Origin of the sequence: Termitidicoccus mucosus, from assembly GCF_038725785.1 — a bacterium.
Classification (GTDB): Bacteria; Verrucomicrobiota; Verrucomicrobiia; order Opitutales; family Opitutaceae; genus Termitidicoccus; species Termitidicoccus mucosus.
In genome coordinates this window covers 5,875,985-5,892,808 of record NZ_CP109796.1, presented here as the reverse complement: position 1 = coordinate 5,892,808, position 16,824 = coordinate 5,875,985, and the positions used below count along the sequence as shown (strand labels likewise).

Sequence of the window (16,824 nt, the reverse complement as noted above, 5' to 3'; positions counted from 1 at the left end):
GGTCGGGTGGCACGGGCGACTCGCCCGTGCGACGGCGCTCCGCGCCGCCATCCCCAAAAACCAACATGGGCGGGGACGCCCATGCCACGCAACCCGCCGCCTTCCGACTGCGCCGCTAAAGCGCCAATCTTGTTCGCAGCCGGCATCAGAACTGATGACGAAAGCCGGCGGTCAGGCCCCAAGGCTTGTCATACTTCTCACCAAAGCCTGCCTCGTAGTCGAAGTGCATCTGGTTCCGGTTGCCAGCCGCCAGACCATGCACGAGGCCCAACTCGCCCCTCGTGCCGTCCGGATCCGGACACCGCGTCAACGACGGTTCACTTGGGTTGGCGGAGGAGAATAGGTCGTCGATGCAACGTTATTTTTTGGGAAGATGGCGAGCCTGCGGATGCGCTTGCCTGTGTGGCGGCTGATTCAAGCAGCTGACCATGGAGTCAATAGGGGCCGGGTTCGATCTGGATCGTTGGTTTTCTGTCCTCCACGGTTTGAACGAATTGAGCAACGGGGATGCCCAAGCCAATCGCCAGTTGAAAGACGGTGTAAAGGCTTGGCTCCCGCAACTCGCGTTCCAGTAGACCAATTGAATTAATGTGAAGTCCTGAGCGACGAGCCAATTCCTCCTGTGAGAGCTGCCGCTCGACGCGGAGTGTCCTGAGTGTTGTCGCAAACGCTTGGGTAAAATTCATCTACCAATGTTACCTTTAGAACATGGATATTTTTACACACAGTGGTGTTTATTTTTAAGTTGACATAACACACAATAGTGTTGTTTTTTTAATTTATCAGAATCGTTTTACCATGCACCTTCACCTTTTCATACAACCCTATAATTTCATCATGGAGGCCTCTCTCCCCTCCCTGTTTATCGACGCTGAGCGCGCCATTTTTACTTTCGCTATCCATGGCCTATTGCCTGCCGATCACCCTGCGCCCGCACTTGAGCACACTGGCCGGCGAACTGACGCCGTGTCCTATTTTCGAAAAACCCACCCAAATCCAGTGGTTCGATGTCCGCGCGCTCCCCCTATCGGATGGGTTCTGCCCATGGCCCGCCCCATCGAACCTGACAAGGACTGCTGCCGAGCGCCCCTGTGTCCATCTGCTCCTCACAGAATATAATATCCTTAAAACACATGCAGGGCGGCCTTCTTTCTCGGCAGGCTGCAAATCAATATAGGTCCCTTTCGAATGCAGAAGTCAGTTTAATTATCGCGCAGTGGCTTATAAAACCGAACTGTCTATTAATGTATTTTTTAGCATTTTCACTAAATCGGTTTAGCTGCTGCTCTTTGTCTTATCCATTGGTTCCATTTTTTACTCCTTCCCTTCCCTGTTATGACGAGCTTTCCAAGCAGCTGTGCTCTGGTTGGTCGTCCAAGCTTTACGTATATGAATCCCAAAATCTGTTTTTTCTGTGCCACTCTCGCCGCCATCACTCAATTATCAGGTCAAACGGCGTCCCCGCCTTCGCCACCCACTGCTGATAATATCGTAGAACTGGATAAATATGTGGTCACTGGCGTTTTTACCAAGACGGCCAGGCAGGACGCAACCGTCTCCGTGTCCACCGTGAGCAATCGTCAGATGGAAACCCTGGTCCCGGCGAGCGCCGCGGACCTGCTTTGGAACGTGCCAAGCGTCTTTGTTAATTCGACGCTGGGAGAAATCCGCAACGTGGTGTACTCGCGCGGCGTCTCCGCCAACACCAGCAACGGCGATCTGGGCTATTATTATGTTTCGATGCAGGAGGACGGGCTGCCGGTCACCAACATAAGTTATAGTAACTGGGGTCCCGACTATTTTATGCGCCCCGACGTCACGCTGGAGCGGGTCGAGGCGGTCCGCGGCGGCAGCGCCTCCATCACGGCAGCCAATGCCCCGGGCGGTGTGTTCAATTATATCAGCCGCTCAGGAACGCCGGCCTATGGCGGCGAGGTGCGGGGGCGATTCGGACTGGAGGGGAACGAGCAGCCTTATTATCGCGCCGATCTGCTGATCGGCGGACCGGTCGGGAAAACCGGCTGGGTATACAGCCTCGGCGGGTTCTATCGTGAATCCCGGGGAGCGCGTTATGCGGGATATGATATGAACGAAGGCGGACAAATCCGATTGAATATATCCAAGGATTATGGGGCGGGAACGATAAAACTGAATGTAAAGTATCTCGATGATTATAATGGATGGTTCGAGTTTCTGCCGGCCAAGAATTTCGATGATCCCGAGATCGCGCCCGGGGTGGACCGTTTTGGCACCAACTTGCACCGGCCGGGCAAGTTTCGCTACGTGACCGGATCAGCGGCTACCTCCAAGGTGTTCGACCCGACCGATCTGGCGCACTCGACCCAGCGGGCGATCGGGGCGACCTGGTCGCATGAGCTCGGTGACGGCTGGGCCATCACCAACAATTTCAAGCTGAGCGACAGCCGGTCGAACTGGAATACCAGCGCAAGCACGCAAATACGCAGCATCGGATGGGGATCGCTCTATTCCTATGCCAATATCGGCAACAATTCCGGCGTTATACCGGCAGGGACCATCGTGCTGACTGATCGCACGACCGGCCAAGTCGCCGCCCGGATCGCATCCGACGGCACGGCGCGAAGCGGCAACAATGACGGGCTCACCGTATTGGAGAACAACCTGCCGAACCAACACCTGCTCGATGGCGGCGTGTGGGCCAACAACGCGCTGGTCTTCGAACGTGATGCCGGGGAGGCAATGGAGCAGGTCGTCGTCAGCAAACGCGTTGGAAAGATGTTATTCGTCCTCGGCGGATTTTATGGATACGCGGATCTCCGCAATTTCAACACAAGCGCGGGTCGCAGCATTTCCCCTCTGATAAGCAATCCGACGCCCTATGACATAACCATTGAGACACCAACCGGCGGCGCCTATGGAGGGCAAACCCTGCAGATCACCAATCCCTCCGGGTTTAGTGCCGAAGGCAACGGCTGGACACTCAATGAGGCGGAGCAGAACCAGCTGGCCCTCTTTTTCGGGTACAACTGGGAGATCGCCAGACCACTCACATTCGACTGGGGCGTGCGCTATGAGCATCTGTCGGTCAAGGGACTCAACAACCAAGGGGCGCTCATTTCCGGGGCCAATTACGTTCCGACCTACGGGGGCGCGGATGGGAATCCCCTGACGATATACGACAACCGCTTCTCCATCCGCAACGCGATGGACTGGCGTTATAACCGGAGTCTGGACACATTTTCCTACTCGGCGGCAATTAACTATACTATCAACAAAAACAATTCCGTCTATCTGCGCTACTCCAATGGAGAGAAAGCTCCGGATTTTTCCTTTTTCACGACGCTGACCTCCACCTGGCGACTGGAAAATTACGAGACCATCTCGCAAAAGGTGGAGCAATGGGAACTGGGTTACAAGTTCAGGATTCCCAACGTCACGATCATACTGACGCCGTTCTACAGCAAACTCGACGACATTTTCGCCGCCAATCAGTTCACCGACGTGGATAATTCCTATTATTCGCCCGATCCATTATATAATGCGATCGAAACCTATGGGGTGGAAGCCGAGTTTGATTACACGCTTAATCAATATTTCAGCATCCGGGCGGTGGCGACCTGGCAGGACTCCGAGGCAACCAAATGGCAGGTGTGGATTGCGAATCAGCCCGGGCCCGCCGATGACGAACTTCAAGACTTCTCGGGCAACCCGGCGGATAACAATCCCGACTGGATCATCAACGTGACCCCGACATCCCATTATAAAAAATTCACCGCAAGTTTCTCGTGGAAATACATGGGCAAGCGTCCGGCGAACGTGGCGAACATTTTCACCATGCCCGATTTCTACCAAGTCGACCTGATGGTGCGTTACGATTTCAACGATCGGTTTTCTGTCTCCCTCAATGTCAATAATGCCTTCGACGGTGAAGGCGTCATGAACTGGGCGGGCTGGGCGCGGGACAGCAGTCCGTTTAACCGGCAATCGTTTACCTCGATTGCGGATCCCAACGCCACCTTCTTGATCGTTCCGATCCAGCCACGCGCGTTTTTTCTCTCAACAACCTACAGGTTCTAGCTTTGAATGCATTCAAACCATGACAACGCTTACCGCATTCTACCTGTTCACGCTGGGAACCACGATGGCAGTGATGTTTCCTCCACGCGCCGCCGCGGCCGAGGATTGGCGCGTCATCGGGTTACGCTGCGAATATGCAGTAAACCCAAGCGGGATCGACAGCGGCCACCCTCGTCTGTTTTGGCGCGTGGAGAGCAGCGAACGAGGACAACGCCAGACGGCCTGGCAAGTGATTGTGGCATCGAGTGTGGAGAGGCTCGCCAGAGACCAGGGCGATTTGTGGGACAGCGGACGCGTTTCCTCGGACCAGACGGCCTTCGTCCCCTACGGTGGAAACTCGCTCGTCTCATCGCAACAGGTATTCTGGAAAGTGCGTGCCTGGGATAAGAATGGATTCCCGTCTGCATGGAGTGAGCCAGCCTTCTGGACGATGGGACTGCTTTCTCCTGCCGAATGGAAGGGAAGGTGGATCGCCGGCCACGCGGCCACGGAGTCGTTGTTATTGCGAGGTGAATTTGTCGTCCGTCCGAATCTGCGGCGCGCATTCGTCCATGCCTCGGGACTCGGACACTATAAACTGTTTCTGAACGGCGCCGGGGTCGGGAATGACATTCTTACGCCAGGTTGGACAAATTACTTCAAGACTGTCCTCTACGATACCCACGAAGTAACAGATTTGCTGAAACCCGGAGTCAATGCGGCCGGTTTTTTGCTTGGCAACGGTTTTTATAATCTGGCGCATCGCGATCGCTTCACCAAACTCACGGGATCGTTCGGGCCGCTGCGGGCGATCCTCCATCTCCGGCTCGAATACGAGGATGGGGCGGTGGGATTCGTCGGCACAAATTCCAATTGGCGCACGCAATCAGGTCCGATCACGGTCGGCCATATCTTTGCCGGCGAAGATTACGATGCCCGGCTGATGCCGGCAGGCTGGGCGGAACCGGGATTCGATGACTCGAAATGGAGGCATGCCGTGGAGCTGCTGCGTCCGCAAGGTGTGCTGCGCGGGCTGAGTGTGGCGGGCGAACCCTTGCGGGTGATCGAAATGCATCAGCCAATTGACGTGAAATCTTTTTCGGATGGCACACGGGTCTATGATTTCGGCCAGAACGCCTCGCACATGCCGCGTATCCGCGTGAACGGCCCGGCCGGTTCGGTCATCCGGATTACCCCTTCCGAAGTCGTGAATCCGGATGGCACGATTAACCGCAACACCATGGACAAGGGCAATCGCGGCAACGCATGGTGGCAATATACCAAGCAATCCGACCGTGAGGAAACGTGGTTTCCTAATTTCTATTATGTAGGCTGCCGTTATGTGAAGGCGGAGGGATTTGCGTCGGAGGCCGATCTGCCCGTCAAGGTGCCGGCCGAGGATTCCACCTTCCCTTCGGTTCCGGCCGACGCACCGCGTTCAGATCCGGACCGGGCCGCACGCCTTGAATCGATCGAGATGGCGGTGGTTCACGCCGCGGCGGCGGGGACCGGCCGCTTCGAGTCATCGAATCCTTTGCTCAACCAGATCCGTGATCTCGTTCGCTGGGCGCAGCGCTCCAATATGATGTCCGTGCTCACCGACTGCCCGCACCGGGAAAAGCTTGGCTGGCTGGAGCAATATCACCTGAACGGCCCCGCGATTCGCTACGAATTCGACGTGGCCCGGATCTTTACCAAGGGCATGAACGACATGGCCGACGCGCAGACTGACGAGGGATTGATACCCAACATCGCACCGGAATTCACCGTGTTCAAGGGAGCGTTTCGGGCTGCGGCGGAATGGGGAGCGTCGTTTCTCCTCGTTCCGTGGCAACAATATGAATTCAACGGCGACCGTGCCCTGATTGAGACGTATTATCCCGCGATGAAACGCTATTTTTCCTGGCTGGAGAGCCGGTCGCGGGATGATCTGCTGGACGAGGGCTTGGGCGACTGGTTCGACCTCGGCCCGGCAAAACCGGGCAAGGCGCAGAACACCCCGCCCATCGTCACCGCTTCTGCATTTTTCTATTATGATGCCAAGCTCTTGTCCGAAGCAGCCGCGCTGCTCGGTCATGCGGACGAGGCAAAGGCATTTGCGATGCGGGCCGATCAGATCAAAAGCAGCTACAACAAGAAGTTTTTCGATCCATCTCGCGGCGTCTACGCAACTGGCTCTCAGGCGGCAAATGCGCTTCCGCTGGTCATGGGATTGGTCGATCCCGCGCAAAAATCGCGCGTTCTCGACGCGCTGGTGCGGGATATCGAGCAGCAAGGATACGCCACCACGGCGGGCGACGTGGGGTTTCGTTTTGTATTGAGGGCGCTGGCCGACAATAATCGTTCCGATGTGGTCTACCGGATGGTGTGTCAGCGGGAAAAACCCGGCTATGCCTATCAATTGAAACAGGGGGCCACCAGTTTGACCGAGGCATGGGACTCCAATCTCGATACCTCGCACAATCATTTCATGCTCGGGCAGGTTACGGAGTGGTTCTATCATGACCTCGCGGGCATCGCATTCGACCGCGCGGCGCCGGGCTTCAAGCATGCCATCATCCGGCCGCAACTGCCCGCCGATCTGGATTGGGTGGAGGCATGCCATGATTCCGTGCACGGGCCGGTTGCGGTTCGCTGGGAACGCGTCGGAAGGCAACTGACCTTGCATGTGTCCATTCCCGCCAATACCACCGCCTCCATCCATGTTCCGAGTCGGGACGGATCGGATGTGACGGAGGGCGGATCGCCCGTTGGCCGGAATCATGCCGGCGTGCGCTATCTCCGGCGCGAAGGGGATTGCTCCGTTTATGCAGTGGAATCGGGCTCTTATGTCTTCGCGTCGCAGTGGCAATAAAAACCACCGGGAAATTGCCGCCATTTTGCCCGCCTCATGGACAAAGCACGCTGCATTTGATGGATAATATCCTCATCACCGGCCAATTTATTTATCATGTCATATCTATATAACAAAAAACTGGCGGCCATGGGACTCGCTGCATTCGTTGCGTTTTTCTGGAGCACAGTTGCCGCAGCCCAGACAAAATCGCCGGCCGGGCACCCCGCTATCGTCGCGTCGGGCTTCATCTATGAGCAGGCGCCCTATCCGCAATGCCATGCCTCGACTATTGTCGAAACCTCGCCAGGCAAGCTGGTCGCGTCGTGGTTCGGCGGCACGGCGGAGCGCAATCCCGATGTATGTATCTGGGTCGCTCATTTCGAGAATGGACACTGGACCGAAGGCGTGCGGGTCGCGGACGGCGCGCAAGGCGACGGCACCCGCCTGCCGACTTGGAATCCGGTTCTTTTTCAGGCGCCGAACGGCGGACCGCTGGTTTTGTTTTATAAGGTAGGACCGTCTCCGAGCACGTGGTGGGGCATGAAAATGACATCGATGGATGGAGGAAAAACCTGGACCGAACCGGAACGGCTTCCGAAAGGGATATTGGGGCCGATTAAAAACAAACCTGTCGTGCTCGCCAACGGCGCTTGGTATTCGCCGTCCAGCACGGAGGGCGGGCCGGACGGGTGGATCGTGCATTTTGAAGTTTCCCACGACAGTGGAAAGACGTGGGGGATCATAGGTCCCGTGGACAAAGGCGTGGGATTCGATGCGATCCAGCCGAGTGTGCTTTTCCATCGTGACGGGCGCTTGCAGGCGCTTTGCCGCACCAAGGAAGGAGTGGTCGCAATGACTTGGTCGAACGACAACGGCACCCGTTGGAGCCCGCTCGCGGCCACCGAATTACCCAATCCCAATTCGGGCACCGATGCGGTCACGCTCAGTGATGGACGGCAGTTGATCGTATATAATCATTACGCTCACCGGCCGGATTTGTCAGGTAAAGGGTATCGTTATCCGATCGATATTGCGGTTTCCTTGGACGGAGTGAAATGGGATCATGCGCTCACGCTCGACGCGGAGCCGCTTGAGGCGGGCTATGCGTATCCGGCAGTCATCCAAAGCGCGGACGGACTGGTTCACATTACCTATACATGGGATCGCAAGCGCATCAAGCATGTGGTCGTAGATCCGAAGCTGCTGTAGGCAGGAGGGGCAACGTTCCCCCGTCGCCCGTCGCGCATCGACATGCGCGTATTCCAACAGGATTTCATTTTGGCGGACCCGCCGGTCTGTCCGGCGGCGGGACGCCGCTCCCCATCCGTGCGCCGCTTAACATCAGTTATCATCTCCGTGTCCTTGGCCGGCTGGGCCAAATGGACTTCAGGAGCGAGGCGGGAGAACGAGGTTCCGGGTGTCGAGCCACTGGAGCAGGGCGTCGGGCCAGAGGGCTCCGGAGCGATTGGGCATGAAATGAAACGCCCCGTGGCCCCCGGTGTCGTGGCGCTCAAGGTGCACGGGGACCTGCAACGCTTCGAGCTGTCGCCGGATGTGCAGGGCAAGCGCGACCGGGGCGCCCTTGTCGTCATCGGCATGGCCGAGAAAAACCGGGGGCGTGTTTTTCAGGAAGGTGAAGGGAGACTCCGCCCTGCCGTAAGCCCAGGTGGAAAGGCCCGCGATGAAATCCGGACGGGAGGAATGGCGGGCGACGGGGTCGGCGCTTGCCGGGTCTCCGTCATCGAAACTGCCCGCGAGCCGCATGGCCAGATTGGCCCCGGCAGAGTAACCGACGACGCCGAGGCAAGTGATGCCATGCTCGCCGGCCCGGGAACGCACGAGGCGGACGGCGCGCTGCGCGTCGGCCAAGGCGGCCTCGGCGGTGTCCTGCGCGTTTGCCTTGGTGCGATATTTGAGGGCAAACACCGCGACTCCCCGGGGATGGAATTGCCCGGTGAGCGCGATGACATGGTTTGTCCAGTCGAGGTGACTGTAACCGCCGCCCGGGAAGACGATGATCGCGACACCCGTGTTGGGCTGCCCGGGAGGAAGCGGAAAGGGCACCAGCGACGGACGCGAGACGGCGGCGATGCCGCCCTTGTGGTTTATGGTTTCGGCCCGGGGATTCTCTTTTGCGAGCGGCATGCCGCCTTCCGGCCAAAGGGGAATTTGCACATGCAGGGTCGCGGCCGTGGCTTCCGGCGAAGGAGTCGGAGGCACCAGCGGCGGGGGCTGCGCGGACAAAACCGCAAACAGGAGAAACGGCAGGGCAAGGGACCAAGGGCGCATGCACGTGAAGGCGGAAATCCCGCAAGGAACCGCATCGGTCACCCGCTCACGCGAACAGGTCCGCCGGGGTGCGCTTCAGGAAGTCCTCCATGTAGGCCGTGGTGTATTTGCCCTCGATGAACATCGGATCGGCAAGGACGGCCTTGTGCAGCGGGATCGTCGTCTTGATGCCGCGCACCAGAAATTCGTTGAGCGCCCGATACGTCCGCTCCAGCGCGATTTTGCGGTTCGAGCCGTAGCAGATGAGCTTGCCGATCATCGAGTCGTAGTAGGGCGGGATGGTGTAGCCGCTGTAGGCGTGGCTGTCCACGCGCACGCCGTGGCCCCCGGGCGAGTAATAGAGCCCGATGGTGCCCGGCGAGGGCGCGAAGTTGCGCGCGGGGTCCTCGGCGTTGATGCGGCATTCGATGGCATGTTTCGTGAACGTGATGTCGCCCTGGCTCATCTCAAGTTTGTCGCCGTTGGCCACGTGGATTTGTTGCTTGATCAAATCGATCCCGGTCACCTCCTCCGTGACGGGATGCTCCACCTGGATGCGCGTGTTCATCTCGATGAAGTAGAAGTTGCCCTTCGCATCGACCAGGAACTCGATCGTGCCCGCATTCTCGTATTTCGCGGCGGCGGCGGCCTTCACGGCGGCCTTGCCCATCTTCTTGCGCAAGTCCGGCGTGATGAACGGCGACGGCGCCTCCTCGATCAGCTTCTGGTGGCGGCGCTGGATGGAACAGTCGCGCTCGCCGAGATGCAGCACCTTCCCGTGCGAGTCGGCGAGGATCTGAAACTCGATGTGGCGCGGCTTCTCGATGTATTTCTCCACATAAACCGAGCCGTTGCCGAACGCCTTCTCCGCCTCGTTGCGGGCCACGTGGAATTCCTTCGCAAACGACACGTCGTTGTGCGCGATGCGCATGCCGCGTCCGCCGCCGCCCGCCACGGCTTTGATGATGACCGGATAGCCGATCTTGCGCGCGACCTTGACCGCCTCCGCCTCGCTTTCGATGGGGCCGTCGCTGCCGGGCACGATCGGCACGCCGGCCTTGCTCACGGTCGCCTTGGCGATGGCTTTGTCCCCCATCATGCTGATGACCTTGGCGTTGGGACCGATGAACTTGATGTTGCACGACTCGCACTGCTCGGCGAACTTCGCATTTTCCGCCAGAAAACCATAGCCGGGATGAATGGCATCCACGTCGGCGATCTCGGCGGCCGCGATGATGCGGTCGGCCTTCAGGTAGCTGTCGGCCCCCTTGGGTCCGCCGATGCAAATGGCCTCGTCGGCGAGTTGCACGTGCAGGGACTGCACGTCGGCCTCGGAGTAAACGGCGAGCGTCTTGATGCCCAACTCCCGGCAGGCGCGGACGATACGGAGGGCAATTTCACCGCGGTTGGCGATGAGGATCTTCTTGATCATGATTGTAATAAACCGCCATCTCGCGCCGCCGAACGACGGACGGGATGACGGTTCGGGTATAACAAATGAGGGTTTATGCCTGTTTGATTTTGAAAAGACGCTGACCGTATTCGACCGGCTGGCCGCTCTCCACGAGCGCCTCGACGACCACGCCCTTCGTCTCGGCCTGGATCTCGTTCATGATCTTCATGGCCTCGATGATGCAGACAACCGTGTTTTCCGCGACCGCCGCGCCCGGCTCGACAAACGCCACGCTCTCCGGCGATGGCGCGCGGTAAAAAGTGCCCACCATCGGCGATTTGATGTAGCTCACACCCGGCTCATCCGCGCTGGCGGCGACCGTCGCCGCGCCACCGGCCGACGGGGCGGCGGGGACGGAGGCGACCGGCGCGGCGGCGGGGGCCGCGCTGGCGGCGAGCGGAATCGGCGGATAGGTGCCGCCGGGGGCGGACCCAATCACGGCCCCGCCTTCGCCTCGCCTGATTTTCAGCTTAAAACCCTCTTCCTCGAGGGCGAACTCCGTGAGCTCAGACGTCTTGATGAGCTCGATGATTTGTTTGATTTGTTTGATGTCCAAGGTGGGCTTGGGTTAGTTTCTGGCTGACAGGTCCGTTAGTTGGAACTGGCAATGATGGCGTTCAAAAGTAATTTTCCCATCCCGGCAATGGCCGATTTTTCCCGCAAAAGTCACATTTGATAAAATCTGGTTAAATGGGATTAAAACCGGCCAAAATTGCATTGTTTTGGGTAAAAAACGCGAAAAATGGCCGATCTTCAGGTAATTTTTGGGGAAGAAAAAATTAAGGGGTATGCCTCCCGATTGGCTCTTTTTCGCTCAAAGCCGACCAGAAAGTCGGTGTGGTGCGACTGAACACGATGCCTGTAAAATGACGTGATGAGCGAGAAGCATGGCGTAGTCTCGTAGCGCGGCATCCTTGCTTGCCGTCGAAAACGGCCGCGCGCAGCGCGCTGGCTTTCTTTCTCTTCCAAAAACAAATGCCGCGCTCCGCGCGATATCAAGGACGGCAGGCAAGAATGCCTGCGCTACGCGCTGCCGCGCTTCCGGACTCTATTCGCCCATCCCCTTCTCCCATCGCATATCCGGGCCGGCGTGTCCCGGGGATTCACGGTCCCCACACGCTGCCTTTTTCGGAATAGATCGAGCTGATGATGGTGTGCTTGCCCGTCTCGGTGTCGAGGATGCCGAGCTTGCGGCTGCCCGCCGTGCGGAACGTGAACACCACGTGGCGGCCGTCCGCCAGCCAGCAGGGTTCGACCGCGTCGCCGTTCACCTTTGAGACAATCTTGCCCTGCCCGTTCGCCAGATCCCACACCCCGACTTGAAAGTTGCGCCCGTCGCGCACCGTCAGCGCGATTTTGTTGGGTGAGGCGCGGCTCCAGTCCGGCTCCGCGCAATAGCTGCTGAACCCGCCCGCGATGCGCGAAGGCGCGCCGCCCGACGCGGGCATGACGTAAAGCTGCGGCCCCGGCTCCATCGCAAACACGACCCGCGAACCGTCGGGCGAGAAACACGGCGATGATTTCGCCGAGGCTGCGCGCGTCAGGCGCGCAGGCGAACGGCCTTGCGCGGTGCTCACGAAAACCTCGGGTTGCGCGCCGCCGCGATCGTTGGCCGAGAGCACCATCACGACCCGCGAGCCGTCGGGGCTGAAGCGCGCGCCCATGTTGGTGCCGTTGAAACTGACAAAGGTGCTCCAGCGTTTCTGCACGAGATCGATTTGGTAGATGTCGGGAACCTTGTTCTTGAAGCTCGTGTAAAGCAGCCGCGAACCGTCGGGCGACCAGCGCGGCGTGAGCACGGAAGCGCGCTGGTTGGTGACTTGCTCGACGTTTTGCAGGAAAAGGTCGCCCACATAAATCTCATCGGCTCCGGTGCGGTTGCTGATGAAGGCGAGCCGCGACGCGAAAAATCCGTTCAACCCGCTCGTCGCCCGCACCGCCGCGTCGGCCGCGCGATAAAGCGCGTTGGCCTGGCTCGTGCCGCCGAGCGTCTGGCTCATCACGGCGGCGGCACCCTTGTTCACATCGACGCGGACCTGCGTGCCGGAGACCCCGGTGAAGGTCAGGTCAAAGTTCGCCCCCGAGGCGGTCGGCGCGTAAACCACGTAGCGGCCGTGCGTGGAAAACGCCTTTTGCGCCAGGGCCACGAGCGCCGTGTCGCCGCGGATGCGCACGGAAAGCGCGTCACCGCGCCCCACCCCGACCGTGATGTCGGGCCCGCCGGCGGTCTGCGCGCGGGAGACCAACGCGCAAAAACCGGCAACCAAAACGAAGAGCGAAAACAGTTTTTTCATGGATGAATCGGATTAAAAAGGGTTCAATTGTGAGCGGCCTGCGAAAAAGAAAAAGTTCGCCATTTCTATTTACAGCGAAGCGCGCCATAACAACGTCAAAAGCACACTTTCCCTGAAAACTTATCCACACCGTGACCTCCGACGCGATCAAAGAAGCCCTCAAGCAAGTCAAATATCCCGGCTTCAGCCGTGACATCGTCTCCTTCGGGCTCGTGCGCGCCGCCGGCTTCGCGGACGGCACGGTGAAAGTCTCGCTCGCGCTCACCACGTCCGACCCGAAGGTGCCGCAGCACATCAAGACCGAGGTGGACAAATGCCTGCGCGCCCTGCCCGGCGTGCGCGACACCATCATCGAACTCGCCGTCAGCCCCGCGCCCAACGCCGCGCAATCCGGCGCGGGAGGGGCCGGCGGCGCGGGCAATCTCGCCGGCAGCCGCCCGCCTCCCGGCATCCGCCACTCCGTCGCCATCGCATCCGGCAAGGGCGGCGTGGGCAAATCCACCTTTTCCGTCAACCTCGCCTGCGCGCTCGCCCGCCTGCTCGCCGCGCGCGGCCGTCCCGGGCGCATCGGCCTGATGGACTGCGACATCTACGGCCCGTCCGTGCCGCTCATGATGGGCATCAACGACCGGCCCTACGTCGAGGACGAATTTCTCATTCCGCTCGAAAACCACGGCGTGAAGGTGATGAGCATGGGCTTCCTCATCGACGACAACACCCCTGTCGTCTGGCGCGGCCCGATGATCATGAAAACCGTGCAGCAGTTCGTGCAAAACGTGCGCTGGGGCGAGCTCGACGTGCTCCTCGTCGACCTGCCGCCCGGCACCGGCGACGCGCAGCTTTCCCTCGTGCAGACGCTCCCGCTCGATGGCGCCGTGCTCGTCACCACGCCGCAGCTCGCGTCCACGCAAATCGCCCGCAAAGGCGGCTTGATGTTCCAGAAAGTGAACGTCCCGCTGCTCGGCGTGGCGGAAAACATGAGTTGGTTCACCGATCCCGCCGGCATCCGCCATGCGCTCTTCGGCGAAGGCGGCGGCACGAAAACCGCCGATGCGCTCGGCGCCCCGCTGCTCGGCCAGGTGCCCATCCAGCCCGCCATCCGCGAAGGCGGCGACAACGGCGTGCCCATCGTCGTGGCCGAGCCGAATGGCGAGGCCGCGCAGGTTTTCCAGTCGATCGCCGCCGCGCTTCTCGCCCGTCTCGAAAAAACGGCGCCGCGCGCGTGAGTCGGGCGCGCGGCCAAAACCGCGCAAGGAAGGGCCGGCACCAAATTTGCAAAATGGCCGAAACCCGCGCCGCTTTCTCCTGTCTGAAGCCGGCAAGACGAACCCATCCCACAAAAACGCGCTACCAATACCGCGACTTATAGACATTGCCCGGTAATGCAGGGCATTATTACGTTTCATTATTGAGACTGCCGCCATACAGGCATTGACAGTGCCGTGATGGGAAAACTATGGTTGCAGGCGAACAAATCTATGACGCTCGCAACTTCAAAGGCCTTGACGAACCCTTGTTCGCCCCCGGCCTGTCGAAATGGACACTTCGCGTTCCGCGTCATATGACGGACACCCTGAGCGAAGTGCCTTGAGCCAACCAGCCAAAATCCAAGCGAGCAAACCTTCAACTAACCTTCGCCGTGGTAGCTATGACCGCACAACCGCCGACTGAGTCCGAGAAATCCAGGGACTTTGTGAAACAATCCAGCCTTTATCAGGAATTCCTTGCGGAACGGGAGGAAATCCTCCGGCACAAGTGGCTGGAATCCGAGCGTCTCGGCTACGACATCGGTTTCGAACGCGCGCTTTTGGACTGGATCAGGAAACACCGTGAGAGCTGGCGCGCCGCCCGCCGCAGCGGCTTGCCGCCCCCGGCCCGCGGCGAAACGAAATAAATTTTCTGGCATCCCATCCGGCTTTATTTTGCGCAGCCAAAAAAAAGCCCGGCGGCCTCAGTGAGGCGACCGGGCTTTGGCAAAGGCAAATTGACGCAAAATCCAGTTCGCGCCAGTGCGCCCGGGAGGGGCGCGCTTATTTGATTTCCTTGTGGACGGTGTGGCGCTTGAGGAAGGGATTGTATTTCTTCTTCTCAATGCGCTCGGTCACGGTCTTTTTGTTGCGCGTGGTGAGGTAGCGCGAGACGGGCTTCCCCTCCTTGCGGGCTTCGGTGCATTCCAATGTGACGAGCTCTTGCATAGATGTGAAATGGGTTAAGGGGCAGAACAAACCGGGCCGCCGCGCCCGGTGCAATCACATTTTTCAGGTCCGCCACGGTTCGCGGTGCGGCTCAACGTGATGTTCCGCCGGGATCTTTCTCTTTCCTCTTTATCTTTCGTCAGGAACGAGCAGGGAGAAAGAAGAAAGATAAAGAGGAAAGAGGAAAGATCCCGGCGGGGCGGCGCACCTGTCACTTTCCGCCCCGGGCCACCGACTCGAGCACGCGCTCGCAGGCGCGGATGCCTTTTTCCATGACGCCGAGATGGAAACTTTCGTTCGGGGCGTGCAGGTTGTCCTCCGGCAGGAACAGGCCGAGCAGCACCGAGTCGAGCCCGAGGACGCGCTTGATGTCCGCGATGATCGGGATGCTGCCGCCTTCGCGCAGATACAACGGCGGCACGCCGAAGACCCCGGCCACCGCCTTGTCCGTCGCGCGAAACGCATTCGCCAGCACCGGTGACTGGTCCGCGGGCGTGTTGGGGCGGTCTGGCGGCACGACCACATAGGGCACGGCATCGTGCTGGTCGATGAGTTCGTAAGCCACGTCCTTCGGCATGCGGTCGTGGATGGCCTGGTAGATTTGCGCACGGATTTTTTCCGGGTCCTGGTTGGCGACGAGGCGGCAGCTTATCTTGGCAAAGGCCTTGCTCGGAATGACGGTCTTCGTGCCCTCGCCCTGGTAGCCGCCGCCGATGCCGTTGAATTCCAGCGTGGGCATGAACCGCGTGGCCTCGAACGGCGTGAACCCCTTCGCGGTGTGAAACGCCGGGATGCCGAGAAATTCGCGGTAGTCCTCCTCGCCCTGCCCGAGTTTCGCCAGCTCGGCGCGCTCCCAGTCCTCGACGCCGAGCACGTCGTCGTAGAAGCCGGGCACGTTCACGCGGCCGTCGGGCGTGTGCAGCGACGCGCACACCTCGGCGAGCGCCTGTATCGGATTTCTCAATACACCGCCGTGCAGGCCGGAATGGAGGTCGGTGCGCGCGCCGGTGACGACGAGGTCGAACAGCACCAGCCCGCGCAGGCCGCAGGTGATGACGACCTGGTCGGCGCGCGGGCTGCCGGTGTCGGACAGGAAAACGAAATCGGCCTTTTTCAGGCGGTCCCGATACTGTTCCAAAAACGCGCCGAAGCTCGGGCTGCCCATTTCCTCCTCGCCCTCGACGACAAACGTGATGCGCAGCGGCAGGCCCGGCTCGCGCTCCAGCAGCCGCGCCACCGCCGCGATGTGCACCATGAGCGGCCCCTTGTTGTCCGCGGAGCCGCGCCCGTAAAGCCGGCCGTCGCGCTCCTGCGGTTCGAAGGGCGGCGTGCTCCAGAGCTTGACCGGGTCGGCCGGCTGCACGTCGTAGTGCCCGTAGATGATCACGTGCGGCCACGTCTCGTCGCCGTCGCGGTGCGCGTAGATGACCGGATGCAGCGCGGTCGGCACCACCTCGACCGCAAAGCCCATCGAGGCGAGCAGGCCCGACACGAAATCGCGCGCGCCCTTCATGCCGTCGCGGGCGGTGGAATCGGTGGAAATGCTGGGATGACGGATGTATTCCTTGAGTTTTTCGACCGGATCAAACATGCGGGCCAGCATGCCGCAAAAGCGCGGGTCGGGCCAGTGAATTATGCGGGCGGCCTCGGGCCCCGGCAACATTTCTGGAAAATGCGCGGAGACGCGCGTCATGGAGGCGAGAGCGGCTGGGAGCGCCGGCATCCTGCCGGCATTTGCAGATT

12 protein-coding genes are annotated in these 16,824 nt (G+C 60.0%); 5 read left to right on the top strand and 7 right to left on the bottom strand.

The features are described 5' to 3' along the window. Positions 1–434 precede the first annotated feature (434 nt). The gene (locus OH491_RS20600; RefSeq protein WP_068772643.1) at positions 435–686 is read right to left on the bottom strand and encodes a helix-turn-helix domain-containing protein; all 252 of its coding nucleotides are present in this window, start codon (positions 684–686) and stop codon (positions 435–437) included. A 649-nt stretch (positions 687–1,335) separates the two neighbouring features. On the opposite strand from OH491_RS20600, the gene OH491_RS20595 reads away from it, so the two are divergent. From OH491_RS20595 to OH491_RS20585, 3 genes are all read left to right on the top strand, one after another. Then, positions 1,336–4,056 (top strand): TonB-dependent receptor, encoded by a 2,721-nt coding sequence (locus OH491_RS20595; protein WP_084442623.1) that lies wholly within the window; start codon positions 1,336–1,338, stop codon positions 4,054–4,056. A gap of 19 nt (positions 4,057–4,075) precedes the next feature. Then, positions 4,076–6,889 carry a family 78 glycoside hydrolase catalytic domain gene (locus OH491_RS20590; RefSeq protein WP_084442624.1) on the top strand — a complete coding sequence of 938 codons (2,814 nt, stop codon included), beginning with the start codon at positions 4,076–4,078 and terminating at the stop codon, positions 6,887–6,889. A 96-nt stretch (positions 6,890–6,985) separates the two neighbouring features. Beyond that, the gene (locus tag OH491_RS20585) at positions 6,986–8,080 is read left to right on the top strand and encodes a sialidase family protein (protein WP_334319659.1); all 1,095 of its coding nucleotides are present in this window, start codon (positions 6,986–6,988) and stop codon (positions 8,078–8,080) included. A 177-nt stretch (positions 8,081–8,257) separates the two neighbouring features. Here OH491_RS20585 and OH491_RS20580 read toward each other — a convergent pair whose 3' ends face one another. From OH491_RS20580 to OH491_RS20565, 4 genes are all read right to left on the bottom strand, one after another. Then, positions 8,258–9,160, bottom strand: coding sequence for an alpha/beta hydrolase (locus tag OH491_RS20580; protein ID WP_068772646.1), 903 nt, complete (start codon positions 9,158–9,160; stop codon positions 8,258–8,260). A gap of 46 nt (positions 9,161–9,206) precedes the next feature. Further along, positions 9,207–10,571 carry an acetyl-CoA carboxylase biotin carboxylase subunit gene (accC, locus tag OH491_RS20575; protein WP_068772647.1) on the bottom strand — a complete coding sequence of 455 codons (1,365 nt, stop codon included), beginning with the start codon at positions 10,569–10,571 and terminating at the stop codon, positions 9,207–9,209. 73 nt (positions 10,572–10,644) lie between these two features. After that, positions 10,645–11,148, bottom strand: coding sequence for an acetyl-CoA carboxylase biotin carboxyl carrier protein (gene accB / locus OH491_RS20570; RefSeq protein WP_068772648.1), 504 nt, complete (start codon positions 11,146–11,148; stop codon positions 10,645–10,647). Between the two features lie 547 nt (positions 11,149–11,695). After that, a complete protein-coding gene (locus OH491_RS20565) occupies positions 11,696–12,886 on the bottom strand; it encodes a PD40 domain-containing protein (protein ID WP_068772649.1) in 1,191 nt (396 codons plus the stop codon). 131 nt (positions 12,887–13,017) lie between these two features. Here OH491_RS20565 and OH491_RS20560 point away from each other — a divergent pair, with 131 nt between their 5' ends. Further along, complete coding sequence (locus OH491_RS20560) at positions 13,018–14,112, top strand: Mrp/NBP35 family ATP-binding protein (protein ID WP_068772650.1); 1,095 nt, start codon at positions 13,018–13,020, stop codon at positions 14,110–14,112. Between the two features lie 422 nt (positions 14,113–14,534). Next, the gene (locus OH491_RS20555) at positions 14,535–14,780 is read left to right on the top strand and encodes a hypothetical protein (protein ID WP_068772651.1); all 246 of its coding nucleotides are present in this window, start codon (positions 14,535–14,537) and stop codon (positions 14,778–14,780) included. 136 nt (positions 14,781–14,916) lie between these two features. Here the strand turns inward: OH491_RS20555 and rpmG are convergent, their stop codons facing one another. Continuing rightward, entirely contained in the window at positions 14,917–15,081 is a 165-nt protein-coding gene (gene rpmG / locus OH491_RS20550; RefSeq protein ID WP_068772652.1) for a 50S ribosomal protein L33, read from the bottom strand. A gap of 211 nt (positions 15,082–15,292) precedes the next feature. Next, the gene (locus OH491_RS20545) at positions 15,293–16,744 is read right to left on the bottom strand and encodes a M20/M25/M40 family metallo-hydrolase (protein ID WP_334319661.1); all 1,452 of its coding nucleotides are present in this window, start codon (positions 16,742–16,744) and stop codon (positions 15,293–15,295) included. Positions 16,745–16,824: the final 80 nt, after the last annotated feature.

What these genes read in the sequence shown, in the direction of transcription:
- OH491_RS20600 (WP_068772643.1), bottom strand. Translation starts at nt 686, where the DNA reads ATGAATTTTACCCAAGCGTTTGCGACAACACTCAGGACACTCCGCGTC.
- OH491_RS20595 (WP_084442623.1), top strand. Translation starts at nt 1,336, where the DNA reads ATGACGAGCTTTCCAAGCAGCTGTGCTCTGGTTGGTCGTCCAAGCTTT.
- OH491_RS20590 (WP_084442624.1), top strand. Translation starts at nt 4,076, where the DNA reads ATGACAACGCTTACCGCATTCTACCTGTTCACGCTGGGAACCACGATG.
- OH491_RS20585 (WP_334319659.1), top strand. Translation starts at nt 6,986, where the DNA reads ATGTCATATCTATATAACAAAAAACTGGCGGCCATGGGACTCGCTGCA.
- OH491_RS20580 (WP_068772646.1), bottom strand. Translation starts at nt 9,160, where the DNA reads ATGCGCCCTTGGTCCCTTGCCCTGCCGTTTCTCCTGTTTGCGGTTTTG.
- accC (WP_068772647.1), bottom strand. Translation starts at nt 10,571, where the DNA reads ATGATCAAGAAGATCCTCATCGCCAACCGCGGTGAAATTGCCCTCCGT.
- OH491_RS20565 (WP_068772649.1), bottom strand. Translation starts at nt 12,886, where the DNA reads ATGAAAAAACTGTTTTCGCTCTTCGTTTTGGTTGCCGGTTTTTGCGCG.
- OH491_RS20555 (WP_068772651.1), top strand. Translation starts at nt 14,535, where the DNA reads ATGACCGCACAACCGCCGACTGAGTCCGAGAAATCCAGGGACTTTGTG.
- rpmG (WP_068772652.1), bottom strand. Translation starts at nt 15,081, where the DNA reads ATGCAAGAGCTCGTCACATTGGAATGCACCGAAGCCCGCAAGGAGGGG.
- OH491_RS20545 (WP_334319661.1), bottom strand. Translation starts at nt 16,744, where the DNA reads ATGTTGCCGGGGCCCGAGGCCGCCCGCATAATTCACTGGCCCGACCCG.